Genomic DNA, 25,959 nt, shown 5'->3' with positions numbered 1-25,959 from the left:
AAGTGTGACATTTGGTGAGAAACTGATCTGCAAGTTGCACAAAACTAGAGCGCAATCAACAAAATGGTTGCTTTGGAGCTATTTTCTGGGCGGATTGTCGGCGGCTGTCGTTTATAATTTTAAAAGTACGTCGGCCTGGCATTTCCGCTGCATGTGAGCGCGAGTTCGTACCTTCCTCTACCTCAGAACTCTGGATTATTTGTTAACATGCGCACTCATGGCGTCACCTTTTCAATCGTCAGTCACGCCGCGTGGGCACCCGGCCTGACCACGCCGGAGGCGTGGGCGCAGTGGGCGCGCGCGCCGCACCGCATCGTGGCCGGCGAGGAACCCGGGGTCAAGGCGATGCCCGCGATGCTGCGGCGGCGGGCGGGGTTTTTGGGGAAGATGGCGCTGGAAGTGGCCTATCGCTGCCTCGCCGGGCGGGCCGACGGCGACGGGAGTGGCGGCATCCCCACGGTTTTCTGTTCGCGCCACGGCGAAGTGTCGCGCGCGCTCGAACTACTGAGCGATCTGGCGCGCGGCGAGGCATTGTCGCCGACGGCGTTCAGCATGTCGGTGCACAACGCGACGGCCGGCCTGCTGACCATCGCGCGCAGCGACCGCGCCAACCACATCGCGCTGGCCGCCGGCGCGGCGACGATCGAGCACGCGGTGATCGAGGCGTGCGGCCTGCTGGCCGACGGCGCGCGGATGGTGCTGCTGGTGGCGTCCGATTGCCAGCTGCCCGAATTGTTTTTGCCGTTCCAGCAGTGCGAGGAACAGCCGCACGCGTGGGCGTGGCTGATGACCGCCGCCGACGACGATGGCGACGCGATCTCCCTGCGCTGGAACGCCAGCGACGAGGCGCCGTCGTCCGGCATGCCGGGCGGCCTGGCGGTGGCGGCGTTTCATCTGGGCGGGGCGGGCATGATGGAGCGCTGCGACGGCCGCATGCGCTGGCGGTGGAGCCGCGATGCTTGATGCGGCGCTGGCCCGGCTGTCGCTGTACTGGCGGGTGCTGGCCACAGGGTTGAGTTTTACGGTGTTTGGCGTTGGCGGGCTGCTGATGCGCGTGGTGCTGTTCCCGGTGTTGAACCTGGTGGTGCGGCGCAAGGAACGGCGCGTGGCGGCGGCGCGCGGGTTGATACGGCTGGCGTTCCGCACCTATGTGGACATGATGCGAGCGCTGGGCGTGCTGCGTTACGAGGTGCGCGGCCTGGAAAAACTGGAACGGGGCGGTCTGCTGATACTGGCGAACCATCCAACCTTGATCGACACCGTGTTCCTGATGGCCTTCGTGAAGAACGCCGATTGCATCGTCAAGGGCGCGTTGTGGAACAACCCGTTCACGCGCGGGCCGGTGCGGGCGGCCGGTTACATTAACAACGAGGGCGGCGCGGCGCTGGTGGACGATTGCATCGCCTCCCTGCGGCGCGGTAACAACCTGATCGTGTTCCCCGAGGGGACGCGCACGCCGGCCGATGGCGTCATCAGCATGAAGCGCGGCGCGGCCAATATCGCGGTGCGCGGGGCGCGCGCCATGACGCCGGTGCTGATCCGCTGCGAGCCGCTCACGCTGGGCAAGGGCGAGAAGTGGTGGCGCGTGCCGCCGCGGCGGGTGTTGATACGGATAGACGTCCAGGATGACCTGGCGATCGAGACGTTTACTGGCAACGGCGCCAGCGAAGTGATGGCGGCGCGCCAGTTGACGGAATTTTTACAAGACTATTTTACCGGGAAGTACCAACGTCATGCTTGAACTGGAAGTGAAAGAACTGATCATCGAAGTGCTGCAGCTGGAAGATATCACGCCGGACGATATCGACAGCGCCGCACCGTTGTTTGTCGAAGGCCTCGGACTCGATTCGATCGACGCGCTGGAACTGGGCGTCGCGTTGCAGAAGAAGTACGGCATCTCGCTGTCCGCCGATTCGGAGGACACGCGCCGCCATTTCGCGTCGGTACAGGCGCTGGCGGCGATGATCGAGACCCATAGAAAGAAATAAGGGAGCAGGACATGATAGCTTTGAATGACATGAGCAGGGACCAACTGCAAGCGTGGGTGATCGATCTGTTGGCCGACATGTTCGAACTCGATAAAGCGGGACTGACCGCCGATTCGAACCTGTACGCCGATCTCGATATCGACAGCATCGACGCGGTCGACCTGGCCGTCAAACTCAAGCAACTGACCGGCAAGCGTTTGCAGCCGGAGGTGTTCAAGACCATCCGCACCATCGGCGACGTGGTCGATGCGCTGGCCGGCATGACGGAGCAGGCGGCTTAATCGCGATGCCGATGACTGTATTGACGGCGGCGATGACGCTGCTGTATCCGTTGGCGATCTGGCTGGGACATGGACAAGTGGAGCCGCGCTGGCTGGCCGGCCTGCTGCTGCTGGCGGTGGCCACGCGCCTGCCCGCGCTCAAATTGAGCGGCGTCGCGCGTTGGTCCGTCGCGGGCGGCCTGGTGCTGGTCGGCTGCGCGATCTGGAGCAACCTGCTGCTGCCGTTGAAGCTTTACCCGGTGCTGGTGAGCGCCGCGCTGCTGGCGGGCTTCGCCTGGAGCCTGACGACGCCGATGTCGGCCGTCGAGCGCATGGCGCGGCTGCGCGGCGAGGATTTTCCGCCGCCGGCCCAGGCGTATATGCGCTCGGTCACGCAGGTGTGGTGCGTGTTTTTCGTGATCAACGGCTTGATCGCGCTGGCGACCGCGCTGTGGGCCTCCGAGGCCGTGTGGTCGCTGTACACGGGTATCATCTCGTACGCCCTGATGGCGATCCTGTTCGGCGCCGAGTATCTGGTGCGGATGCGTTTCAAGCGGCTGCACCATGTCTGACCGTATCGAGCATTTGATGGCCGCGATGGGCGAGCGGCCGGCCACAGGCATCGTCGGCTGGAGGGCGGGCGAGGGCGTCACCAACGGCCGGTTCCTGGCGCGCGCGCGCGACTGGCACGCGCTGCTGCGCGGCCTGCCCGGACGCGACTACGCGCTCTATCTGGAAGACAGCATCGAATTCGGCGCGGCACTGCTGGGCGCCTGGCACGCCGGTAAAACCATCTGGCTGAGCGCCGATACGCTGGAGGCCACGTGCGCCTCGCTGCGCGCCTCGGTCGATGGCTTCCTCGGCGAGTTCCCATCGGAGTTGGAGCCGTTGCGTCCATCGCCATCGTCGGGCGACGGCGCCGGCATGGGCGGCGCCCTCGATCCGGATTTCCCCGCATTGGTGGTGTTCACCTCCGGCAGCACCGGCGTCGCGCAGGCGATCCCGAAAAAACTGTCGCAGATGGCGAACGAGGTCGAAACGCTCGATCTGCTGTTCGGCGCGGCGGCGGGCGATGCCGCGATACTGGCGACGGTGTCGCATCAACACATCTACGGCCTGCTGTTCAAGGTTCTGTGGCCCCTGACGTCGGGCCGCGCGATCCACGCCCTCAGCCTCGCCTTCCCGGAGGCGCTCGCGCCGGCGCTGGCGGCCGGACCGTGCGTGCTGATCGCCAGTCCGGCGCATTTGAAACGCCTGCCGGACCACCTGGACTGGAACGGCGCCAAGGACATGCTACGCGGCGTCTTCTCGTCCGGCGGCCCGCTGGCGCCGGAAACCGCGTTCGCGATGGGCGGCCTGCTGGGCAAGGTGCCGGTGGAAGTCTACGGCAGTTCAGAGACCGGCGGCGTGGCCTGGCGCCAGCGCAGCGTCGGCGCCGACGATTCGTGGCTGCCGTTTCCGACGGTGGCATGGCGCCTCGGCGAGGACGACGGTTTGGAAGTGCGCTCGCCCCACCTGCCCGACGGCGAGTGGCTGGCCCTGGCCGACCGCGCCGAACGGGCCACCCGCGACGGCGAACAGCGCTTCCTGCTGCGCGGGCGCAGCGACCGCATCGTCAAGATCGAGGAGAAGCGCATCTCGCTCAGCGCGATGGAGGCGGCGATCACCGGCACCGGCCTGGCCGCCGAGGCGCGCGTCATCCTGTGCGATCCGGTCGCCGGCGAACGCCAGCGGGTCGCCGCCTTCGTCGTGCCCACCGCCGCCGGCCGCGCGCTGCTGGCGGGCGGCAAGACCGCCCTGAACGCCCGCTTGCGCGGCGCGCTCACGGCGACGGTGGAACTGGTGGCCTTGCCGCGCCGCTGGCGCTATCTGGATCAGATGCCTGTCAACGCGCAAGGCAAGACCACCATGGCGGCCTTGCTGGCGCTGCTGGACAAGGACGACGCGGGTGCGGGCGGGACCGGCGCGGGCGCCGACCATCGTCCGCGCCTGCCGCGCGTGCGCGAGCTGGAACGCACCGGCGAGCGCGTGGTGCTGGAGGTGACTGCGCCGTCGAACCTGTATTATTTCGACGGCCACTTCGACGTCGCGCCAATCTTGCCGGGCGTGGTGCAGGTCGACTGGGCGATCCATTACGGCCGCCAGTACTTCACTTTGCCGGCCATCTTCAAAGGAATCAACGCGCTCAAGTTCCAGCAGGTGATACAGCCGGCGCAGCCGGTTCGCCTGGAACTGCTGCACGACGCGGCCAAGGGCAACCTGCAGTTCCGCTACGCGTCCGACGCCGGACAGCATTCCAGCGGCCGCATCGTGCTGCTGGCGGGGAGCGGTGATGACCGCTAAACCCGCCTTCAGGCCCGGCATCGTCGTCCCGGTCTATAACCACGAACACGCCATCGGCGCGGTGCTGGCCGGCTTGCTGCGCCACGACGCGCCGTGCATGCTGGTCGACGACGGCAGCAGCGCGGAATGCGCCGCCGTGCTGGACGCGCTGGCGCTGGCCAACCCGGGTCGGGTGACGCTGGTGCGGCTGGCGACAAACCAAGGCAAGGGCGCGGCGGTGCTCAGCGGATTTCGCCGCGCGGCGGAACTGGGCTGGAGCCACGTGCTGCAAATCGACGCCGACGGCCAGCACCGCACCGGCGACGTGCCCAAGTTCCTGGCGCAGGCGCGCGCCCACCCGGACGCCATCATCGCCGGCCATCCGGTCTACGACGAATCGGTGCCGAAGGCGCGCCTGTATGGCCGCTACGCCACCCACATCTGGGTCTGGATCAATACGCTGTCGTTCGACATCAAGGATTCGATGTGCGGCTTCCGCGTCTACCCGGTGGCCCCGGTCAACGCGCTGGCGTCGCGCCACGCCATCGGCGTGCGCATGAACTTCGACACCGACATCCTGGTGCGGCTGTTCTGGGACGGGCTGCAAGTGGTCAATCTGCCCACCCGCGTATCCTATCCGGCGGACGGCGTGTCGCACTTCCGCGTGTGGCGCGACAATGTGCTGATCACGTGGATGCACACGATGCTGTTCTTCGGCATGCTGCCGCGCATCCCCAGGCTGCTGGCGCGGAAGTGGCGGACACCGTGAGCGCGCGCAGTCTGCACTGGGCCGCGATCAACGAAATCAGTTTTGTCGCCGGCATGCGTTTCCTGTTCTGGATCTGCCGTGTCTTCGGCCGTTGGCCGTTCCGCCTGGTGCTGTATCCGGTGCTGGCGTGGTACGTCCTGACCAAGCCCTTGCCGCGCGGCGCCTCGCGCGATTACCTGCGGCGCATGGAGCGGTTTACCGGCCGCGCGCAGTCCGGCGTGATGCGCCACTTCGCCGCCTTCGGCGAGAGCATCCTGGACAAGATGCTGTTGTGGGGCGGCTTGTTCGACGTCGACAGCGTCGCGCTGCACGGCGGTGAATTGATCACCGACGCCGTCGCGCAAGGGCGCGGCGGGCTGATGATCTGCGCCCACCTGGGCAACCTGGAGTTGTGCCGGGTGCTGTCGCGCCAGCGCCACGACATCAAGCTCACGGTGCTGGTGCACACCAAGCATGCGCAGGCCTTCAACGAGATGCTCGGCACCCTCAATCCCGCCAGCCAGCTCAATCTGATGCAGGTGACGGAAATGTCGCCGGCTACCGCGATGCTGTTGTCGGAGCGCGTGGCGCGCGGCGAATTCGTCGTCATCGCCGGCGACCGCGTCCCGGTCTCGCACAACCCGCGCGTGGCGGTGGCGGATTTCCTTGGCGCGCCTGCCGCCTTCCCGGTCGGCCCCTATGTGCTGGCCAGTATTTTGCAATGCCCGGTATACCTGCTGTTCTCGATGCGCCGGGGGGCGCGGTCGGACGTGTATTTCGAACGCTTCCGCGAGACCGTGCGCATCCCGCGCAAGGAGCGCGACGCCGCGCTGGCGGCGCTGGCCGGCGACTACGCCAAGCGGCTGGAGCACCACTGCGTGCAGGCGCCGCTGGAATGGTTTAATTTTTACGATTTTTGGCATTTACCCGAATTGGAGCGTTCCGATGTACCCCGCTGACACAGTCCGACTGAATACCGCCGCGCGCACCGTGTGCTTCGATCGTCAGCGCCTGACGATCGAAGACATCGTCGATATCGCGCAAGGACGTGCCGCCGCCGCGTTGTCCGACGATCCCGCGTTCCGCGCCGCGATCGCGCGCGGCGCCGATTTCCTCGAGCGCCTGCTGCGCGAGGACGGCACCATCTACGGCGTCACCACCGGCTACGGCGACTCCTGCACCGTCACCGTGCCGCCGGAATTGGTGGCCGAGCTGCCGCACCATCTGTATACCTATCACGGCGTCGGCCTGGGCGAGTATTTCACGCCGCAGCAGACGCGCGCGATCCTGGCCTCGCGCCTGGCGTCGCTGAGCAAAGGCTATTCCGGCGTCAGCGTCGAGCTGCTGTTGCAGATCACCCGCCTGCTCGACGCCGGCCTGCTGCCGCTGATCCCGTCCGAAGGCTCGGTCGGCGCCAGCGGCGACCTGACGCCGCTTTCGTACCTGGCGGCGGTGCTGTGCGGCGAGCGCGAAGTGTGGCGCGACGGCGTGCAAGTGCCGGCCGCGCAGGCGCTGCGCGAAGCGGGCATCACCCCGCTGAAACTGCGTCCGAAGGAGGGGCTGGCGATCATGAACGGCACCGCCGTCATGACCGCGCTGGCCTGCATGGCTTACGATCGCGCCGACTACCTGGTCAAGCTGACCACACGCATCACCGCGATGGCGTCGTTCGCGATGGACGGCAACGCCCACCACTTCGACGAGGTGCTGTTCTCGGTCAAGCCGCACGGCGGCATGCAGCAGGTGGCGGCCTGGCTGCGCACCGACCTGCCGACCGACCAGTGGGAGCGCAACGGCAAGCGCCTGCAGGACCGCTACTCGATCCGCTGCGCGCCGCACGTGATCGGCGTGCTGGCCGACGCGCTGCCGTTCTTCCGCGCTTCGATCGAAAATGAACTCAATAGCGCCAACGACAATCCGCTGATCGACGCCGAGAACGAGCGGGTGCTGCATGGCGGCCATTTCTACGGCGGCCATATCGCCTTCGCCATGGACGGCATGAAGAACGCCGTCGCCAACCTGGCCGACCTGCTGGACCGCCAGATGGCGCTGCTGGTCGACAGCCGCTACAACCATGGCCTGCCGGCCAACCTGACCGGCGCCACCGGCCCGCGCGCGGCGATCAACCACGGTCTCAAGGCGCTGCAGATCAGCGCCTCCGCGTGGACCGCCGAAGCGCTCAAGCTGACCATGCCGGCGTCGGTGTTCTCGCGCTCGACCGAATGCCACAACCAGGACAAGGTCAGCATGGGCACCATCGCCGCGCGCGACTGCCTGCGCGTGCTGGAGTTGACGGAGCAGGTGGTCGCCGCGCTGCTGATCACCGTGCGCCAGGGCGTTTGGCTGCGCTGCCAGGCCAGCCCTGAGCTGCGGCCGCACGCCACGCTGGCGGCGATGCAGGAGGCGCTGGCCGCCGATATCAGGGCGGTCGAGGAAGACCGCCGCCTGGAACCGGACCTGCGCCTGCTGCTGGACCGCATCCGCGCCAAGGCATGGGATCTGTATGCGTAAGGCCCGGGAAAGCCGCTGGTTCGCGGAAGTCGAGATGCAGGTGCAGTTCTTCGACCTGGACCCGATGGAAATCGTCTGGCACGGCCGCTACGTCAAGTACCTGGAAGTCGTGCGCTGCGCTTTGCTGGACAAGATAGACTACAACTATCCGCAGATGAAGGCCTCCGGCTATGCGTGGCCGGTGGTCGACATGCAGCTGCGCTACGTCGGCTCGGCCACCTTCGGCCAGAAGCTCAAGCTGCGCGCCGATATCGTCGAATGGGAAAACCGTTTGAAGATCGACTATCTGATCACCGACGCGGAAACCGGCAAGCGCCTCAACCGCGCTACCACCACCATGGTCGCCGTCGATATCGCCACCAAGGAGATGTGCTTCGTGTCGCCGCCGGTGCTGTTCGAAAAACTGGGAATCGAGCCTGTATGAATAAAGTAAAATCCGTTTTGCTGGCGGCCGCGCTGGCGCTGTTCAATCCCGCGCATGCCGCCGCGCCGGTCGCCAAGATCCAGGCCTTGCTGGCCAAGCCGCCCATCATGTGCGGCCGCTTCGACCAGACCAAGCAACTGGCCGGCATGAAAAAACCGCTCGCCTCCAACGGCCGCTTCTGCGTCGTCGCCGGCAAGGGCGTGTTGTGGCGCACCTTGCAGCCGTTCCCGAGCACCCTGCGGCTGACGCGCGACGAAATCGTCAACTACCAGGGCGACCGCGTCGCCATGCGGCTGGACGCCAAGACCGAGCCGACGGTCCGCATGATCAACAACGTGCTGTTCTCGCTGCTGTCGGGCGACCTTGGGCAGCTCGAATCGCTGTTCGAAGTCGACGGCACGGTCGACGCCACCAGCTGGAACGTCGCGCTCAAGGCGCGCCAGGCGGCGCTGGAAAAAGCCATCGGCACCATCAAGCTCGATGGCGGCGCCTACGTCAGGAACATCGTCATGAGCGAGGCGGGCGGCGACAAGACCAGCATCGTCTTCTCCGCCATCCAGACCGGCGAGACGGCGATGACGAAGGAAGAGGCGGCGCTGTTTTGACGCGCACCAGACAACTCGCGCTGCTCTGGGCGGTGGTGGTGTGCCTGCTGCTGGGCCACAACGCCTATCTGTGGCTGGTCCAGCGCATCGTGCCCAACACCGACATCATGGCGCTGCTGCCGGTGCAGGAGCGCGATCCGGTGCTGCAGCAGTCGTTCTCGCACATGGTCGATGCCGCGCAGCAGAGGATCATCGTGCTGGTTGGTGCCGCCGACTGGGAAGACGCCAAGCGCGCGGCCGACGCCTACGGCGCGGTGCTGGCGCCACGCAAGGACTTGTTCGATGCGATCCAGATCAGCGAAAAGACGCAGGGCGACTGGTTGTCGCTGTTCCAGCGCCACAGCCTGACCTTGCTGACGGCGCAGCAGGAGGCGCAGTTGCGCGCGCAGCCGTCGCAATTCTGGCTCGAGGCGGCGCTGGGCAAATTGTATAGCCCCTTCGGCGGACCGAAGCTGGGCTCCTGGCAGCAGGACCCGTTCGGCCTGTTCGCCGGCTGGGTGCAGGAGCGCGCGCAGGAGACGCCGGTGCGTCCGCGCGACGGCCATCTGTTTGTCGCCGACGCCCGGCGCCAGTATGTGCTGCTGCCGTTGACGCTCAAGGTGCCCGCGCTGTCGATGACGGCCCAGGAAACCGTGCTGCCGCTGCTCAAGCAGGCCGCCGACGCCGCCCGCAAGGCCGCCCCGCAGGCGGAGTTGATCCAGGCGGGCGTGATCCTGCACGCGGCCGAAGCCAGCGCCCAGGCCAGCGGCGAGGTGTCGACCATCGGCATCGGCTCGCTGCTCGGCATCATCCTCCTGATGTGGTTCGCCTTCCATTCCTTCAAGCCGATTTCGCTGATCATGCTGTCGATCGGTATCGGCTTCCTCGGCGCCTTGTCCGTGTGCTGGCTGGTGTTCGGCCAGATTCACTTGATGACGTTGGTGTTCGGCGCCAGCCTGATAGGCGTGGCGCAGGATTACGGCATCTACTTCCTGTCCAACCGCCTGTCGGCCGACGAAAAACTCGATTCCCCGGCCTTGCTCAAACGCCTGCTGCCGGGACTTGGACTGACCTTGCTGGCTGCGGTGATCGGCTACATGGGATTGGCGTTGACGCCGTTCCCCGGCCTGCGCCAGATGGCGGTGTTCTCGGCGCTCGGCCTGGTCTTCGCCTGGCTGACGGTGGTGTGCTGGTTCCCCGCGCTGATCGGCGCCCGCGCGCTCAAGTCGGGCGCGCTGGTGCGGGTGTACGGCGACGCGCTGCGGCGCTGGCCCTTGCTGCGGCTGAACCGCGCCACCCTGGCGGCGGCGGTGATTTTCGTGCTGGCGGCCGGCTACGGCGTCAGCCGCCTTGGCGCCAACGACGATATCCGCCTGCTGCAAAATCCGCCCAAGCATCTGATCGACGACCAGATCAAGTTGAGCAAGCTGACGGACGCGCCGACGCCGGTGCAGTACTTCCTGGTGCGCGGCGCCTCCGCCGAAGAGGTGTTGCAACGCGAGGAAGCGCTCAAGGCCAGGCTGGATAAACTGATCGCCGGCGGCGGCATCACCGGCTATCAGGCCGTGTCGAACTGGGTACCTTCGGCGCGTACGCAGGCCGCGCGCCGCGCGCTGATCGAACAGAAGCTGCTGGGCGACGACGGCCCGCTGCAAGGACTGGCCGAACAGACGGGCGAGGACGCGCAATGGATCGCCGCGACCCGCGCCGGACTGCTGGCGGCGGGGACGCCGCTGACGCCGGAGGATTTCCTCAAGTCGCCGGCCAGCGAGCCGTCGCGCCACCTGTGGCTGGGCGATACCGGCGGCGTCCACGCCAGCATCGTCGCGCTGCGCGGGCTGGGCAGGGCGGCGGTGCCGGATGTCATGCGCGCGGCCGACGGCTTGCACGGCGTGCAGTGGGTCGACAAGGTGGCCGAGATTTCCTCGGTGCTGGGCCGCTACCGCGAGAATATGAGCTGGGTGGTGCTGGGCGCCTACGCGCTGGTGTTCGCGCTGCTGTTCCCGCGCTACCGCGGCCGCACCTGGCGGGTGCTGGCGCCGACCGCGCTGGCCAGCGTCGCCACCCTGGCGATCCTGGGTTTCGCGTCGCAGAATCTGCAGCTGTTCCATGTGCTGGCGCTGTTGCTGTTGCTGGGCGTGGGCGTCGACTACGGCATCTTCATGCAGGAGCGGCCCGACAATCGGGGCAACGCGGCCTGGATGGCGGTGGGGATGTCGGCATCGAGCACGTTTTTGTCGTTCGGCCTACTGGGCTTGAGCAAAACCCCGGCGCTGCAGGCCTTCGGCCTGACCATGCTGCTGGGGATCGCGCTGGCCTGGCTGATCGTTCCCTGTTTTGGCACCATCAAAGAAGGCAAGCATGACTGACGCACTGACCATCGAAACCGTCGAAATTCTGATCGTCGGCGCCGGCCCGGCCGGCTCCGTCGCCGCCGCGCTGCTGCGCCAGCAGGGGCGCCAGGTGCTGGTGATCGAAAGAGAGGAATTTCCGCGCTTCTCGATCGGCGAAAGCCTGCTGCCGCAAAGTATGGCCTACCTCGAACAGGCCGGCATGCTGCGGGCGGTGGTGGAGGCGGGCTTCCAGTTCAAGAACGGCGCCGCCTTCATGCGCGACGGCCGCTACACCGACTTCGACTTCCGCGACAAGCACTCCGAAGGCTGGGGCACCACCTACCAGGTGCAGCGCGCCCACTTCGACCACATCCTGGCGAAGGAGGCCGCGCGCTTCGGCGCCGAAGTGCGCCACCGCCACGAAGTGCTGAACATCGAGCTGGGTGTCGATGGCGCGCCGGCGCTGGTCACCGTCAGGAATCCACACGGCGAACAGTATCAGGTGCGCGCCGGCTTCATACTGGACGCCAGCGGCTTTGGCCGCATCCTGCCGCGCCTCCTGAAGCTGGAGACGCCGTCCAACTTCCCGGTGCGCGGCGCCATCTTCACGCACGTCGAAGACGGCATACGCGGGGGCTTCGACCGCAACAAGATCCGCGTCACCGTGCATCCGAAGCACGACGACGTCTGGTTCTGGACCATTCCGTTCGCCGGCGGCCGCTGTTCGCAGGGCGTGGTGGCGGAGACCAGCTTCCTGGACCGCTACGAAGGCACGCCGACCGAGCGCCTGCAAGCGATCCTGGCGGAGGAGCCGTCGCTGAGCGCCTTGCTGGCCGACGCCAAGTGGGACACGCCGGCGCGCCAGATCGTCGGCTATTCGGCCAACGTGGAAAAACTGTGGGGACCGGGCTACGCGCTGCTGGGCAACGCCGGCGAGTTCCTCGATCCGGTGTTCTCGTCGGGCGTGACCATCGCCTTCAAGTCCGCCAGCCTGGCCGCCGCCGCGCTGCAACGCCAGTTCGCCGGCGAGACGGTCGACTGGCAGGCCGACTTCGGCGCGCCGCTGCGCAAGGGCGTGGACACGTTCCGCGTGTTCGTCGAGTCCTGGTACGCCGGCGGCTTCCAGAAGATCATCTTCCATGAAAACCAGCAGCCCGAGATCAAGCGCATGATCTCCGCCATCCTGGCCGGTTACGCCTGGGACTTGAGCAATCCCTACGTCAAGGAGACGCCGCGCAGGCTCGCCGCCCTGGAGGCCCTATGCACGCCGGCGTGATGTGGCAGCGGGTCCGCCAGGGCGTGGGCGTGGTGTCGCTTGCGGCGCTGGCGATGTTGGCCGGCTGCGCCACGACGCCGCCGCCGCAGGCGCGTCTGGGCCTGAAGCTGCCGCCCGCGGCGCTGGGCGCGTCGATCAGCGTGCAACAGCATTTGAAGGTGGAGCGGGCCGGCCGCACCGACGATCTGGACGTCGCCTTGCAAGTCGAACCGGACGCGATCGACGTGGTCGGCCTGGCGTTCGGCCAGCGCGTGCTCACCATGCGCTACGACGGCAAGGAACTGACCTCCTGGCGTCACGTGATGCTGCCCTCGCAGGTGCGCCCGGAGGACGTGCTGGAGGATATGCAACTGACCTTGTGGCCGGCCGAATCGATCGCCACCGGGTTGCCGGCGGGCTGGCGCATCGCCGAGCAGGGCGCGACGCGCACCTTGTACCTGGAAAACGAGCCTATCATGCGGATTGTCTACAGTGGCAGCCCGCGCTGGAGCGGCACGGTGGTATTGGAGAATCTGCGTTATCACTATAAGCTTACGATACAGTTCGCGCAGGAAGGCCAATGAACTCACTGAACGAACGCGATTGACCGAGGCGGTGGCATGTTGAATTTTTATCTGAACGCTTGCGGTATCATCTGCGCGCTGGGCGATAGCCATGCGCAGGTCAAGGCGCGCCTGTACGCGGGCGAGAGCGGCGTGGCGATGACCGGCGAATGGTCGCCCGGCCGCCAGCTGCCGCTGGGCTGCGTGCTCGCGGCGCTGCCGCCGGTCGACCATTTGCCCGCGCGCCAGCGCAGCCGCAACAACGCGCTGGCGCTGGCCGCGCTGGCGCAGATCCGGCCGGCCGTCGAGGCGGCGGTGGCGCGTTACGGCGCCGACCGCGTCGGCGTGGTGATCGGCACCAGCACCTCCGGCATCGGCGAGACCGAACAGGCCATCCGCCACTACTGCGCGGACGGCGTCCTGCCACCGCAATTCGTCTACGATCCGCAGGAAATGGGATCGCCCGCAGTCATGCTGGCGCACGAATTGGGCCTGTCGGGGCCCGCCTACGTGCATTCGAGCGCCTGTTCGTCGAGCGCCAAGGCGATGGCCAGCGCGGCGCGCCTGATCAAGATGGGACTATGCGACGCCGTGCTGACCGGCGGCGTCGATTCGCTGTGCACCTTCACGGTGGCCGGTTTCGCTTCATTGGAATCGGTCAGCGACGAGCGGTGCAACCCGATGAGCGCCAATCGCCACGGCATCAATATCGGCGAAGCCGGCGCGCTGTTCCTGATGAGCGCCGATGCGGGCGACGCCGGGACGGCGGGCGCGGTGGCCTTGCTCGGGTGGGGCGAATCGTCGGACGGCCACCACATGTCGGCGCCGGATCCGGCCGGCGTGGGCGCGCGGCTGGCGATGACGCAGGCGCTGCAACGCGCCGGCCTTGACGCCGCGCAGATCGACTACGTCAACATGCACGGCACCGCCACGCCGCAAAATGACGCGATGGAGTCGCGCGTGATTGAAGACCTGTTCGGCCTTGAAACGCCGGTCAGTTCGACCAAGCCGTTCACCGGCCACACGCTGGGCGCGGCGGCGGCGGTGGAGGCGGCGCTGTGCTGGCTGGCGATGCAGGACGATAATCCGCAGGGCAGGCTGCCGCCGCATCTGTGGGACGGCGCCGCCGATCCCGCGCTGCCGGCGCTCAACCTGGTGCCGCCCGGCGCGGCGCTGGGCCGGCCTTTGCGCCATGTGCTGAGCAGCTCATTCGCTTTCGGCGGCTCCAACGCGGCGCTGGTGCTGGGGAGGACGGCATGATGGCAGTAATGCCCGACCCGATGCCCGATGTCGAAACGCTGGTGCCGCACTCCGGCCACATGGTGCTGCTCGACCGCGTGGTCTGCGCCGACGCGGACAATTTGTGCGCGGAGGTGCGCATCCATGCCGGCAGCTTGCTGGCGACCGAACAGGGCGTGGGCGCGTGGGTCGGCATCGAATACATGGCGCAGGCGATCGCCGCGCACGCGGGCTGGCTGACGCGCCAACGCGGCGACGCCGTCAAGGTGGGATTCCTGCTTGGCTCGCGCAAGTACGAGACCAGCGTGCCGCATTTCGCGCCCGGCAGCGTGCTGCTGGTGCATGTGCACCGCGTGCTGCAGGCGGAAAATGGCCTGGGCGCCTTCGATTGCCGGATCGTGTCGGCCGATGCCGATGCCGCCAGCCTGGCCACGGCGACGGTAACGGTTTTCCAGCCCGACAATGTCAATCAATTTCTCAAAGATGGAAACGTAGCATGAATCAGAACAAGTCCATGAGCGTGCTGGTGACGGGATCTTCCCGTGGCATCGGCAAGGCGATCGCGCTGCGCCTGGCGCGCGACGGTTACGACGTGGTGCTGCATTGCCGCAGCCAGCGCGCCGAAGCCGACGCGGTGGCGCGGGAGATCGAAGCAATGGGCCGCGCCGCGCGCGTGCTGCAGTTCGACATCGGCGACCGCGCCGCCACCGCCGCCGCGCTGGAGGCGGACATCGAACAACACGGCTGCTACTACGGCGTGGTGTGCAACGCCGGCGTCGCGCGCGACAACGCCTTTCCGGCCATGTCCGGCGAGGACTGGGACATCGTGCTGCAAACGAACCTGGACGGTTTCTACAACGTCCTCAATCCGCTGGTGATGCCGCTGGTGCAGCGGCGCAAACCGGGCCGCATCGTCACCCTGGCGTCGGTGTCGGGCCTGATCGGCAATCGCGGCCAGGTCAATTACAGCGCGGCCAAGGCGGGCATCATCGGCGCCACCAAGGCGCTGGCGCTGGAACTGGCCAAGCGCGCCATCACCGTCAACTGCGTCGCGCCGGGCCTGATCGAGACCGATATGATCGGCGACGTGCCGCTGGACGAGGCGCTCAAGATGATACCGGCGCGCCGCGTCGGCAAGCCGGAGGAGGTGGCGGCCGCCGTCAGCTTCCTGATCGGCGAGGAGGCCGGGTACATCACGCGCCAGGTCATCTCCGTCAACGGCGGGCTGGCATGAGCCGCCGCGTCGCCGTCACCGGCATGGCCGGCATCAGCCCGATCGGCAACGACTGGACCGCCATTCGCCAGCGCCTGGGCGAATTCCGCAACGCCGTCGTGCACATGGACGACTGGTCCGACTACGAGGGCTTGAACACGCGCCTGGGCGCGCCGGCCGCGCCGTTCGAACTGACCGAACGCTATAACCGCAAGGCCATCCGCAGCATGGGCCGCGTGGCGCTGATGGCCACGCGCGCCACCGAGCTGGCGCTGGCCGACGCCGGCTTGCTGGATCATCCGCTGCTCAAGGGCGGCGACCTGGGGGTGTCGTTCGGCTCCTCGGCCGGCACGCCGAGCGCCATCGGCGACTTCGGGCGCATGATGGAGGAGCGCACCACCAAGGGCATCAACGCCACCACCTACATCAAGATGATGTCGCACACGGCGCCGGTCAACATCGGCGTCTTCTTCGGCATCACCGGGCGCGTGATCACCACGTCGAGCGCCTGCACCTCCGGCAGCCAGGGCATCGGCTACGCCTACGAGGCTATCCGCGCCGGCAAGCAGCTGGCGATGGTGGCCGGCGGCGCCGAGGAGCTGTGCGCGACCGAGGCGGCGGTGTTCGACACGCTGTTCGCGACCAGCACCCGCAACGACGCCGGCCACACCACACCGCGTCCTTTCGACGCCGGGCGCGACGGCCTGGTGATCGGCGAGGGCGCCGGCTGCCTGATACTCGAGGATATGGACCATGCGCTGGCGCGCGGGGCGGCGGTCCACGCCGAACTGGTGGGCTTCGGCACCAACAGCGACGGCTGCCACGTCACGCAGCCGAATGCGGCCACGATGCAAAAGGCGATGCAGCTGGCGCTGGCCGACGCCGGGTTGCAGCCGTCGGACATCGGCTACATCAACGCCCACGGCACCGGCACGCAGCAGGGCGACATCGCCGAATCGCAGGCGACGCTTGCAGTGTTCGGCGATAAAACCCCGATCAGCTCCCTGAAAAGCTATATGGGCCACACGCTGGGCGCGTGCGGCGCACTCGAAGCGTGGATCAGCATCGAGATGATGCGCGAGGGCTGGTTCGCGCCCACCATCAACCTTGAACAAGTGGACGGCGAGTGCGCGCGGCTCGACTACATCGCCGGCGAAGGCCGCGCGCTGCATTGCCACTACGTGATGTCGAATAACTTCGCCTTTGGCGGCATCAATACATCCCTGATTTTTAAACGGTACGTTAAATAGGAAGACGACAATGAAAAAAACCATCGTTACCGCAGCCTTGCTGGCTGTTTCGCTGACCGCCTCGTTCTCCGCCTCGGCGGAAGACAAAATGGTGAAATTCCCTATCGCCGGCGCCATGGCCGCCAACGACGCGCAGCAGCGCCTGGGCGACTCGGTGAAGTTCTATTTCGCCGACCAGCAGACGCCTAAAGTGGCGAGCAAGATCACCAGCGACAAGACCAGCCAGCGCACCAACGGCTTCGGCAAGTCCGCCGAAAAAGCCTGTAACTGGGTGTTCCTGTCGGCCATGCTGGCATTGCAGAAGCGCGCCACCGAAGTCGGCGCGGACGCGGTGGTCAACATCGTCAGCAATTTCAAGGACCAGGAATTCGCCAGCCAGACCGAATACGAGTGCGCGGATGGCGCCATCATGGCCGGCGTCGCGCTGAAGGGCGATTTCGTCAAGCTGGCCAAGTGATAGCTGGCCTTCATGAGTAAGGCGGCGCTGTGGATGGTGGACGCGGACGCGGTGGCCGATGCCGATCTGCTGCGGTTCCGCGACTGGCTGTCGGCGGGCGAGCTGGCGCGCTATCAGCGCTTTGTCCGCGCGCAGCGGCTGCGCCAGTTCGTGGTGGGCCGTGTGCTGCTGCGCAAGGCGCTGGGCCGCTTGCTCGACGTCGAGGCGGCGGCGATCCAGCTGGAGGAGCAGGTCGGCAAGGCGCCGCTGCTGGTGTCGCCCGTCGTCAAGGGCGGCATGCCCGGCTTCAGCATCGCGCACAGCGGCCGCTGGGTCGCCTGTGCCGTGAGCGCGCACACCGCGCTCGGGCTGGATATCGAAATGCGCGACGCCGGGCGGGATCTGGCCGCGCTGGCCGCGCAGACGTTCGACGCGCGCGAAATGGCGCGCTGGCAGGGATTGCCCGAGGCGCGGCGCGTCGACGGGTTTTACCGGATGTGGAGCGAGAAGGAAGCGCGCTTCAAGCTGGGGGAGGGCGCTGGCGGGCATTACGTCGCCATGCCGCATGACGAGCTGTCGGTGGTGATCTGTAGCGAATCGCCGTTGGACGAAGCGCCCAGGATAGAAGTCGTCAGCCTGTGATCACTGCCACAGCCAGTTCCACAGCCCTGGCAGCTGCGGCTTGGCGTTCGGGTTGCTGACCGTGCTGGCCAGCGCGGCGCGTTCCAGTTCGTCGTGGTCGTCGTAGAACGGTTTGGCCGCCAGCGGCACGTCGAGTTCACGCGCGACGTCGATCAGGATGTCGAGGTATTCCTGGATGTGGCGCGAGGTGTAGGTGTTCACGTCGTGGAAGGTGACGACGACCGGCGTGCTGCCGTCGACCACCGGCATGGCGCCGGCCGCCCAGCGCTTGCGCGTCTCCGCCAGGTGCTTGAGCATGTTCGAGCGTTTGTGCCAGCTGAAGTTGATGCCGTAGATTTTGCCGTCGTTGGCATTGAGGTCGGTCAGCAGCATGCGCATGCCGTGCTGGCGGTACGACTCCAGCGTCTCGGCGTCGTAGGCCCAGAACGGCGGCCGCACCAGCTTGGGCGCGACGCCGGTGATGCCGGTCAGGTCGTCGACGCCTGTTTGCATCGATTCGTCGAGCGTCTGTTTGCTCATGAAGCGGTGGTTCGAGTGGAACAGCGTGGCGCTATGCAGCGCGACGACATGGCCCTCGTCGTGTTCACGCTTGATCAGCGCGCGGCCGACATCGGTGCCGCCGCCGTGCCAGGCGCGGGTCTGGGTGAAGAACACGGCCTTGATGTTGTCCTGCAGCGGATTGCGGGCCAGCGTCTCGAGGATATGCACGGTGGGATTGTCGCTGTCGGCGGCGGCGGGGCCATCGTCGAAGGTCAGCAGAAATCGCACGGGCGCCGGCGCCGGCGCGGACAAGGGCGGCCCCGCGGACGTGTCCTGCCCTGCGGCGGCGGCGCTCAATAGCAGCAATGACAACGTTGCGAACAGCAGGCGGGGACGAAGGGCTAACACGGGTTTAACGGACGACGAGGGATGACTATTGTACGTGAATTTTCATTGTCGCCGCGCACCCGAAATTTTATTAAACCAATGTAGATGAAGATCTTATGAGCGCCAATTTCGATGTAATGAAGCCTTCCAGCGATCCCCATGTGCCGGAGACGGCGTTCGGCAAATGGTTCCTGCGCACCGAGACTTGGACCGTCCATGTGCTGGAGCGCGCGCTGGTGGACCTGGAGCGCATGATGCCGGCCGATCGGCGCGGCTACGACGTGGTGGCCGACGTCGGCTGCGGCTTTGGCCGCTCGCTGGGCAAGCTGCACCAGCGCTTCGCGCCCAAGCGCTTGATCGGCATGGACATCGATCCCGAGATGCTGCAGGAGTCGGCCAAGGAGATGGCGGCGCTGAATATCGCGGCAGACTTCATTTGCTGTTCCAGCTCCAACATCAAACTGGAAGACAATTCGGTCGACCTGCTGTTCTGCCACCAGACCTTTCACCACCTGATCGACCAGGAGCGCGCGATCCAGGAGTTCTTCCGCGTGCTCAAGCCGGGCGGCGTGCTGCTGTTCGCCGAATCGACCAAGCGCTATATCCACTCGTGGATCATCCGCCTGCTGTTCCGCCATCCGATGGATGTGCAGAAGACCGCGCCCGAGTACCTGGCGATGGTGCGCGCGGCCGGTTTCGTGGTGCCGGATAGTTCGGTGTCGTACCCGTTCCTGTGGTGGAGCCGCGAGGACCTGGGGATCCTCGAGACGGCGCTGCGCATCAAGCCGAAGGCGGTGCGCGAGGAGACGCTGATCAATCTGGTGGGCGTTAAACCTTCGCCGCCCGTCCGGTAAACGACGCCACGAGGCAATTTCGATGCCAAATCAACACAATTACCTTTGAATGTAAACGATTCTCATTTAATATCGGGTGTTTGTGAGAATAATTCTCATTTCGACGATAGGATGTGGCATGCGTATCAAAGTAATGGTGGTGGCGTTGAGCGGCGTGGTGGCGGGCTGGCAGGTGCAAGCGGAGGAACTTCCGGCGGCGGGATCCGGCGCGGCGCCGGTCGAACAGGTGGTGATCTCCGGCGATAAGCTCAGGCGCACGGAAATCGACAGCAGCGCCAGCGTCGGCGCGCGCAACCGGCGCCAGATCGCCGAATCGGGCGCCGCCACCATCGAGGACGTGGCCACGCAGATGGCCAACGTCGGCACCGCCGAGGGACTGTCGATACGCGGCGTGGGCCTGAGCGGGCCGACCGGCGGCGGCGGGCGCACCATCACCGTGGTGGTCGACGGCGTCGCGCAGGACGGCTTCGGCCAGGATGTCGGCGGCATGAGCGTGTGGGACGCCGACCGCCTCGAGGTGCTGCGCGGGCCGCAATCGACGAACCAGGGACGCAACTCGCTGGCCGGCGCGGTGGTGGTCAAGACGCGCGATCCGTCCGACGCCGCCGATTTCAGCTACCGCGCCAGCGCCGGCAACCAGAACTCGCACCGGGTGGCGGTGGCCGGCGGCGGCGCCCTCGTCGATCAGGTGCTCGCTGGCCGCATCGCCTTCGAGCAGCGCCGCAGCGATGGCGGCACCTACGACCCGACCCGCGACGACCGCCGCTTCAACCACGACGACGGCTACACGCTGCGCGCCAAGCTGCGCGTGACGCCATGGGGCGATCGTTATCAAGCCTTGGTCACGCTGGTGGACGAGCAGCGCAAGTTCGGCAGCCCGCATGTGGAAGCGGTCAGTTATCCGGCGTCGGCGCGCGTGAACCTGTCGAACGTGCAGCGCGATTCGGACAACCGGGCCCGCTCGGCGGCGCTGGAACAGACCTTCCGCGCGGGCGGGGCCGATGTCACGCTGCTGACGACGTATTCCCACAACCGCTATTCGCGCCTGTTCGACTACGATTCGACGGAGCTGGACCAGGGCTACCGCACCGGCGAGAACATCACGCGCCAGTGGACGCAGGAAGCGCGCGCCAATCTCGACACCACCTTGTTCGGCCGCCCGCTCAAGGGCGTGGCCGGCCTGTACTACGCCAACCAGCATTACGATTACGACGACATGTTCGTGGTGCCGCTGTCTTACGTGCTGGGATTGACGGGGCAGTGCAGGGTGCAGGCGGCGTGCGATGCGCAATACGGCGCGGAGTTCATCAATCGCGGCAACGTACAGGCCGACGGCATCCGCACGCGCGCCGTGTTCACGGAGTTCGACTATGTGGTCGGCAAGCTGACCGTGACGGCCGGCCTGCGCTACGACGCCGAAAGCCAAAGCCGCGTGCCGACCAGCGTCACCACCGGCACCTCGGCGCTGGCGCGCACCGTCCTGGCGCGGCTGATCGCCGGTGGCGTCTTCGCCGCCGACGGCACCCAACACCTGGGCACGGACACGTCGGTGTGGCTGCCCAAGCTCGGTGTGCGCTACGCGCTGGCGCCGGCGTGGGTGGCGGGATTGACGGCGCAGCGCGGCTACCGCACCGGCGGCGTCAATTACAGCTACCAGCGCGGCGCCAAGGCCTTCGATCCGGAGTTCACCAACAACTACGAAGCCTCGCTCAAGGGAGCGCTCGACAACGGCCTGGTGGTCGCCCTCAACGCCTACCGCGTCGACTGGTCGGACCAGCAGGTCGATGTCGGCCGCAATTCGCTCGACACTTATTTCGTCAACGCCGGCAAGTCGCGCCTGCAGGGCCTGGAGGCCGAGGCGCGCGGCAGGGTGATGAAGAACCTCGAGCTGTTCGGGGCGGTGGGCGTGGCAAACACACGCTATATCGATTTCGTCTCGCCGCAGGGGACGTACACGGGCAACCGCTTCCCGGATTCGCCCCGGCGGACGCAATCGGTCGGTTTCAGCTGGACGCCCGGAGGCTGGATGGTGAACGCGAACCTGGTGCACGCCGCCGGCAGCTACACCGGCCCCGAAAACGTCGACCGCAACGACGGCCACACCACGCTCGGCGCCAAGCTGTCCTACACGCTGGCCAATGGCGTTACGCTGTTCGCCACCGGCACCAACCTGACCGACCGCACCTACGTCGTCAACAACCGCATCGCGACCGTGACGGGCCGCTACAACGTCATTCTCGGCAACCCGCGCCAGTTCGCCTTCGGCGTGCAGGGCAGCATCTAAGGAAGCAGGCGATGAACTGGATCAGCATCGTGGTGGCGGCATTGGCCGCCTTGTGTTTGTATTTGGCCTCGCCGCACCAAGGGTTATGGCCGGCCGCGCTGGCGCGCCGGTACTTTTTGCGCTGGCTGTCGGTGCCGCTGGCCACCGGCGCCATCGCGGCGGCGGCGCGGGACTACGGCCCCTGGTGCGGCGTTTGCATCGCGCTGTCAGGGTTCATGACGACGCTGGTGGTGCTGCCTTATGCCGACGCCTGGCTGCGTCGCCGCGGGACGCCACCCGCGGCCAAACCGGGAGCGCGCCATGTGGGGTAAATCGACGGCCGCCGTGTTTCTCGGCTTGCCGCTGGCGGTGGTCGTGGTGGGCGTCTGCGCGCTGCTGAGCCGCGACCAGGCGCGCACCACGCTGCCATGGCTGCTGATGTTCTTCCTGTTCTGGATCGGCGCGATGACGATCGCCTTCCTGTTCCGCACCGGCCTGCGCGCCTGGTTGTGGATGGGCGGCGCCACCGTGCTCGGTTACGCCGTGCTGCACTTGTCCAAGGCCAGCGGCCTGTTGAGGATCGCCGGATGAAATCCTCGACCCTGCGCACCTTCATTTCGGTCCACACCTGGGTGGGGCTGGTGGCGGGCTTCGGCCTGTTCATCGCCTTCTACGCCGGCGCCATCACCTTGTTCCATTCGGAGCTGCACGCATGGCAGACGCCTGTCGCGCCATCAGCGCCTGCGGCCGCCGCGCCGCGGCCGCAGGCGCTGATCGACGCGGTGCTGGCCGCGCATCCGGAGGCGGGCAAGATGTTTTATGTTAGCCTGCCGTCGGACTATGAACCGGAGCTGGTGCTGACCGCCGGCGAGCGCCACTTCCGCTTCGACGCCGCCGGCAAGCTCGAGGAATTCGACGAGCGCTCGCACCTGATGGACTTCATCTACCGGCTGCACTACACGGCGGGGCTGCCGCAGCAGTTCGGCTTGTACGCGCTCGGCGTGGTGTGCGTGCTATACGGGCTGGCGCTGGTGAGCGGCGTGATTATTTACGCGCCCAGCTTCGCCAGGGACTTGTTCGCGCTCCGGATAGGCAGGAACCTCAAGCGCATGTGGCAGGACGCGCACAACGCCATCGGCATCCTGTCGCTGCCGTTCCACATCATGTATGCGTGGAGCAGCGCGATCCTGACGCTGGGCCTGATCCTGCTGGCGCCTTTCCAGTACCTCGTTTTCGACGGCAAGCTGCTCAATCTGGTGGGAGCCGATATCAACGCCGCCGCGCCGCCGCAGCCGGCCGGCCAGGCCGCGCCGCTGCTGCCGGTTCCGCAATTGATGGCCGCCGTCGAACGCGCGGCGCCCGGCATGGAGGTCAAGCGCCTGCTCTACCGCGAGGCCGGCGACGCCAACGCCCAGATGCAGGCAATAGGGGACATACACCAAAAGACCGTGGCGCATATCGCCGCGGTGGTGCTCAACGCCAGCACCGGCGAGGTGCGGCGGGTGGTGGTGCCGGAGAATTTCAGTCCGGGCACGCGTTTCCTGCGTAGTTTGCAGGCGCTCCATTTCGGTAACTTCGGCCACGCGGCGGTGCAGTGGGTGTATTTCATCCTCGGTCTCGCCGGCGCGTTCCTGTTCTACAGCGGGAACCTGCTGTGGATCGAGTCGCGCCGCAAGCGGCTTAACCTGGTGCAGCCGCGCAGCGGACGCCTGATGGCGCAAGCCACCCTGGGCGTGTGTCTCGGCTGCGTGGCGGGCGTCTCGGCCATGTTCGTGATCAACAAGCTGGCGCCGGCGGCGCCGGGGCAGCTGCCGTTGTGGGAGTCGCGCGGCTATTACGCGGTGTTCTGGCTGGCCGTGGCGTGGGCCTTCGCCCGGCCGCCGGCGCGCGCCGCCTGCGAGCTGCTGGCCGCGTGCGCGGCGCTGACCGTGGCCATTCCGCTGTCGCACTGGATCGCCACCGGCCTCAATCCGCTGCTGGCGCTGATGCGCGGCGACGGCGTCACCGTCGGCGTGGCGGTGGTGGCGCTGCTGGCGGCAGCGTTGTACTGGAAAATGGCGCGCGCGGTGCTCCGGCGCGGGCTGCATGGCGATCCGCACAGCGTCTGGTCGCTGCGCGCGCCGGCGGCCGAACCAGACCTGGCGCGGCAGGCGGCGTAGCCGGCGCCGGGCGCGCCGGCTGTTTGATCTGCCTCACCACTAACTTCCATATCGGCATGCCGGGGCGGGACGGCATGCGGTTATAATCCGCTCAATCTTTCCGGAATTTCCAGATAGCAAGGACCGCACGATATGAGCCAGCCCAATCAGTTTTCCCTGTTGACGCAACGCCGCTTCGCGCCGTTCTTTTGGACCCAGTTCCTCGGCGCGTTCAACGACAATCTGTTCAAGACGGCGCTGATCGTCATCATCACCTTCGATGCGCTCAGTTGGACCACGCTGTCGCCGTCGCTGGTCACCAATCTGATCCCGGGGCTGTTCATCCTGCCGTTCGTGGTGTTTTCCGCCACCGCCGGCCAGCTCGCCGACAAGTTCGACAAGGCCGGGCTGACGCGCTTCATCAAGTGGCTCGAGCTGGGCATCATGCTGGTGGCGGGCGTGGGCTGGATGACGCACACCCTGTGGCTGCTGGTGCTGGGCGTGGTCGGCATGGGCGTCCATTCGACCTTGTTCGGCCCCGTCAAATATGCGTATCTGCCGCAGCAGCTCAAGCCGGAGGAACTCATCGGCGGCAACGGCGTGACCGAGATGGGCACCTTCGTCGGCATCCTGCTGGGCGAGATCCTCGGCGCCATCCTGGTGGTGCAGCAGCCGCACGGCATCCTGCTGGAGGCGGGCGGCACGATCTTCTTCGCGGTGCTCGGCCTGATTGCCGCCTACCGCATTCCCAGCTCGCCGGCGCCGGCGCCGGACTTGAGAATCAACTGGAACTTCGTCGGTGAATCGATCCGCAATATCAATTTCTCGCGCAAGAACCGCACCGTGTTCCTGTCCATGCTGGGCAACTCGTGGTTCTGGTTCTACGGCGCGCTGGTGCTGTCGCAGTTCCCGGTGTTCGCCAAGGATTACCTGCACGGCGACCATAGCGCCTTCGTGCTGCTGCTGACGGTGTTCTCGCTCGGCGTGGGCAGCGGCTCGCTGCTGTGCGAGCGCCTGTCCGGGCGCAAGGTGGAAATCGGCCTGGTGCCGTTCGGCGCCATCGGCCTGACGATCTTCGGCGTGGACCTGTACTTCGCCAGCCTGGCCTACGGCGGCGGCGCGGCCGCGCTGGCGGCCGGCCCGCACCTGGACGCGATCGCGCTGCTGGCGCAGCATGGCATGTGGCGCATCCTGTTCGACATCCTGATGATAGGCCTGTTCGGCGGCCTGTTCATCGTGCCGCTGTTCGCGCTGATCCAGACCCGCTGCGACCCGCAACACATATCACGCACCATCGCCGGCATGAACATCCTCAACGCGCTGTTCATGGTGGCGGCGGCCGGCCTGGCCATCGTGCTGCTGGGGCAGGGCTTCACGATCCCGCAGCTGTTCCTGGTGACGGCGCTGCTCAACGCGCTGGTGGCGATCTACATCTTCTCGCTGGTGCCGGAATTCCTGATGCGCTTCCTGGCCTGGATGCTGATCCACACCGTGCACCGCGTACGCACCATCGACGCCGAGCGCATTCCGGCCGAGGGGGCGGCGGTATTGGTGTGCAACCACGTCAGCTATGTCGACGCCATCGTCATCGGCGCGGCCAGCCCGCGGCCGATCCGCTTCGTCATGGATCACCGCATTTTCAAGCTGCCGTTATTGGGGTGGATCTTCCGCACCGCGCGCGCGATTCCGATCGCGCCGGCCAAGGAAGACCCGTGGCTGATGGAGAAGGCCTACATCGACATCGCGCAGGCGCTGCACGAGGGGGATCTGGTGTGTATCTTCCCGGAGGGGCGCTTGACGCACGACGGCGAGATCAACCAGTTCAAGGGTGGTATCGCGAAGATCATCGAGCGCTCGAAGGTGCCGGTGATTCCGATGGCGCTGCGCGGGTTGTGGGGGCATCTGCTGAGCCGCAATGGCGAGAATGTGTTCCAGCGGGCGTTCCGCAACGGGCTGCGCTCGCGGCTGGCGCTGGCGGTGGGGCTGCCGGTGCCGCCGCATGATGTCACGCCGGAGGGCTTGCAGAAGCAGGTGCTCGATTTGCGCGGGGATTGGAAGTAGGGCAGGCG

At 66.7% G+C, this 25,959-nt stretch carries 27 protein-coding genes; 26 read left to right on the top strand and 1 reads right to left on the bottom strand.

Going from position 1 to position 25,959, the window contains the following annotated elements; translation table 11 throughout:
* Positions 1-207 precede the first annotated feature (207 nt).
* The 20 genes from BMX85_RS06015 to BMX85_RS05920 are packed head-to-tail and all read left to right on the top strand — an operon-like array spanning position 208 to position 17,768.
* Positions 208-963, top strand: coding sequence for a beta-ketoacyl synthase chain length factor (locus BMX85_RS06015; protein WP_090314714.1), 756 nt, complete (start codon positions 208-210; stop codon positions 961-963).
* Positions 956-1,741 carry a lysophospholipid acyltransferase family protein gene (locus tag BMX85_RS06010; protein WP_090314713.1) on the top strand — a complete coding sequence of 262 codons (786 nt, stop codon included), beginning with the start codon at positions 956-958 and terminating at the stop codon, positions 1,739-1,741. Before BMX85_RS06015 ends, BMX85_RS06010 begins: the two co-directional genes overlap by 8 nt.
* Positions 1,734-1,988, top strand: a complete 255-nt coding sequence (locus BMX85_RS06005) for a phosphopantetheine-binding protein (RefSeq protein ID WP_090314712.1) — start codon at positions 1,734-1,736, stop codon at positions 1,986-1,988. The genes BMX85_RS06010 and BMX85_RS06005 overlap by 8 nt, the downstream gene beginning before the upstream one ends.
* Before the next feature lie 11 nt (positions 1,989-1,999).
* Positions 2,000-2,269: an acyl carrier protein gene (locus BMX85_RS06000; RefSeq protein WP_229210295.1), complete on the top strand. Its 270-nt coding sequence runs from the start codon at positions 2,000-2,002 to the stop codon at positions 2,267-2,269.
* Positions 2,270-2,274: 5 nt separating this feature from the next.
* Positions 2,275-2,820, top strand: a complete 546-nt coding sequence (locus BMX85_RS05995; protein ID WP_090314710.1) for a COG4648 family protein — start codon at positions 2,275-2,277, stop codon at positions 2,818-2,820.
* Positions 2,813-4,591, top strand: a complete 1,779-nt coding sequence (locus BMX85_RS05990; protein ID WP_090314709.1) for an ApeI family dehydratase — start codon at positions 2,813-2,815, stop codon at positions 4,589-4,591. Before BMX85_RS05995 ends, BMX85_RS05990 begins: the two co-directional genes overlap by 8 nt.
* On the top strand, positions 4,581-5,339 hold the full coding sequence (locus BMX85_RS05985) for a glycosyltransferase family 2 protein (RefSeq protein ID WP_090314708.1): 759 nt from the start codon (positions 4,581-4,583) through the stop codon (positions 5,337-5,339). The genes BMX85_RS05990 and BMX85_RS05985 overlap by 11 nt, the downstream gene beginning before the upstream one ends.
* Entirely contained in the window at positions 5,336-6,277 is a 942-nt protein-coding gene (locus tag BMX85_RS05980; protein WP_090315270.1) for a lysophospholipid acyltransferase family protein, read from the top strand. Before BMX85_RS05985 ends, BMX85_RS05980 begins: the two co-directional genes overlap by 4 nt.
* Entirely contained in the window at positions 6,264-7,829 is a 1,566-nt protein-coding gene (gene hutH, locus BMX85_RS05975) for an HAL/PAL/TAL family ammonia-lyase (protein ID WP_090314707.1), read from the top strand. Before BMX85_RS05980 ends, hutH begins: the two co-directional genes overlap by 14 nt.
* Positions 7,822-8,253, top strand: a complete 432-nt coding sequence (locus tag BMX85_RS05970; protein WP_090314706.1) for an acyl-CoA thioesterase — start codon at positions 7,822-7,824, stop codon at positions 8,251-8,253. The genes hutH and BMX85_RS05970 overlap by 8 nt, the downstream gene beginning before the upstream one ends.
* A complete protein-coding gene (locus BMX85_RS05965; RefSeq protein WP_090314705.1) occupies positions 8,250-8,858 on the top strand; it encodes an outer membrane lipoprotein carrier protein LolA in 609 nt (202 codons plus the stop codon). Before BMX85_RS05970 ends, BMX85_RS05965 begins: the two co-directional genes overlap by 4 nt.
* Entirely contained in the window at positions 8,855-11,206 is a 2,352-nt protein-coding gene (locus tag BMX85_RS05960; protein WP_090314704.1) for an MMPL family transporter, read from the top strand. The genes BMX85_RS05965 and BMX85_RS05960 overlap by 4 nt, the downstream gene beginning before the upstream one ends.
* Positions 11,199-12,446, top strand: a complete 1,248-nt coding sequence (locus BMX85_RS05955; protein WP_373923246.1) for an NAD(P)/FAD-dependent oxidoreductase — start codon at positions 11,199-11,201, stop codon at positions 12,444-12,446. The genes BMX85_RS05960 and BMX85_RS05955 overlap by 8 nt, the downstream gene beginning before the upstream one ends.
* Positions 12,431-13,009, top strand: a complete 579-nt coding sequence (locus tag BMX85_RS05950) for a DUF3261 domain-containing protein (protein ID WP_229210294.1) — start codon at positions 12,431-12,433, stop codon at positions 13,007-13,009. The genes BMX85_RS05955 and BMX85_RS05950 overlap by 16 nt, the downstream gene beginning before the upstream one ends.
* Positions 13,010-13,045: 36 nt before the next feature.
* Positions 13,046-14,248 carry a beta-ketoacyl-ACP synthase gene (locus BMX85_RS05945; RefSeq protein WP_090314703.1) on the top strand — a complete coding sequence of 401 codons (1,203 nt, stop codon included), beginning with the start codon at positions 13,046-13,048 and terminating at the stop codon, positions 14,246-14,248.
* A complete protein-coding gene (locus tag BMX85_RS05940; protein ID WP_373923322.1) occupies positions 14,248-14,727 on the top strand; it encodes a hotdog family protein in 480 nt (159 codons plus the stop codon). Before BMX85_RS05945 ends, BMX85_RS05940 begins: the two co-directional genes overlap by 1 nt.
* Positions 14,724-15,461: a 3-ketoacyl-ACP reductase FabG2 gene (locus BMX85_RS05935; RefSeq protein WP_090314701.1), complete on the top strand. Its 738-nt coding sequence runs from the start codon at positions 14,724-14,726 to the stop codon at positions 15,459-15,461. Before BMX85_RS05940 ends, BMX85_RS05935 begins: the two co-directional genes overlap by 4 nt.
* The gene (locus tag BMX85_RS05930; RefSeq protein ID WP_090314700.1) at positions 15,458-16,690 is read left to right on the top strand and encodes a beta-ketoacyl-ACP synthase; all 1,233 of its coding nucleotides are present in this window, start codon (positions 15,458-15,460) and stop codon (positions 16,688-16,690) included. Before BMX85_RS05935 ends, BMX85_RS05930 begins: the two co-directional genes overlap by 4 nt.
* 10 nt (positions 16,691-16,700) lie before the next feature.
* Positions 16,701-17,147 carry an excinuclease ATPase subunit gene (locus BMX85_RS05925; RefSeq protein ID WP_090314699.1) on the top strand — a complete coding sequence of 149 codons (447 nt, stop codon included), beginning with the start codon at positions 16,701-16,703 and terminating at the stop codon, positions 17,145-17,147.
* A 12-nt stretch (positions 17,148-17,159) separates the two neighbouring features.
* Positions 17,160-17,768 carry a 4'-phosphopantetheinyl transferase family protein gene (locus BMX85_RS05920; protein ID WP_090314698.1) on the top strand — a complete coding sequence of 203 codons (609 nt, stop codon included), beginning with the start codon at positions 17,160-17,162 and terminating at the stop codon, positions 17,766-17,768.
* Here BMX85_RS05920 and BMX85_RS05915 read toward each other — a convergent pair whose 3' ends face one another.
* The gene (locus BMX85_RS05915; RefSeq protein WP_229210292.1) at positions 17,769-18,536 is read right to left on the bottom strand and encodes a polysaccharide deacetylase family protein; all 768 of its coding nucleotides are present in this window, start codon (positions 18,534-18,536) and stop codon (positions 17,769-17,771) included.
* Between the two features lie 215 nt (positions 18,537-18,751).
* On the opposite strand from BMX85_RS05915, the gene BMX85_RS05910 reads away from it, so the two are divergent.
* The 6 genes from BMX85_RS05910 to BMX85_RS05885 all read left to right on the top strand — a co-directional run bounded on the left by BMX85_RS05910 (position 18,752) and on the right by BMX85_RS05885 (position 25,951).
* Positions 18,752-19,489 carry a class I SAM-dependent methyltransferase gene (locus BMX85_RS05910; protein ID WP_090314697.1) on the top strand — a complete coding sequence of 246 codons (738 nt, stop codon included), beginning with the start codon at positions 18,752-18,754 and terminating at the stop codon, positions 19,487-19,489.
* Between the two features lie 118 nt (positions 19,490-19,607).
* Positions 19,608-21,773, top strand: coding sequence for a TonB-dependent receptor (locus BMX85_RS05905; protein ID WP_090314696.1), 2,166 nt, complete (start codon positions 19,608-19,610; stop codon positions 21,771-21,773).
* Positions 21,774-21,784: 11 nt separating this feature from the next.
* The gene (locus BMX85_RS05900; protein ID WP_090314695.1) at positions 21,785-22,084 is read left to right on the top strand and encodes a hypothetical protein; all 300 of its coding nucleotides are present in this window, start codon (positions 21,785-21,787) and stop codon (positions 22,082-22,084) included.
* Complete coding sequence (locus BMX85_RS05895; RefSeq protein ID WP_090314694.1) at positions 22,074-22,343, top strand: hypothetical protein; 270 nt, start codon at positions 22,074-22,076, stop codon at positions 22,341-22,343. Before BMX85_RS05900 ends, BMX85_RS05895 begins: the two co-directional genes overlap by 11 nt.
* Positions 22,340-23,911 carry a PepSY-associated TM helix domain-containing protein gene (locus BMX85_RS05890; RefSeq protein ID WP_090314693.1) on the top strand — a complete coding sequence of 524 codons (1,572 nt, stop codon included), beginning with the start codon at positions 22,340-22,342 and terminating at the stop codon, positions 23,909-23,911. Before BMX85_RS05895 ends, BMX85_RS05890 begins: the two co-directional genes overlap by 4 nt.
* 132 nt (positions 23,912-24,043) lie before the next feature.
* Positions 24,044-25,951, top strand: a complete 1,908-nt coding sequence (locus tag BMX85_RS05885; RefSeq protein WP_090314692.1) for an MFS transporter — start codon at positions 24,044-24,046, stop codon at positions 25,949-25,951.
* Positions 25,952-25,959 lie beyond the last annotated feature (8 nt).

Source organism: Duganella sp. CF517 (assembly GCF_900110275.1).
Classification (GTDB): domain Bacteria; phylum Pseudomonadota; class Gammaproteobacteria; order Burkholderiales; family Burkholderiaceae_D; genus Rugamonas.
This window is presented reverse-complemented; position numbering and strand designations above follow the sequence as displayed.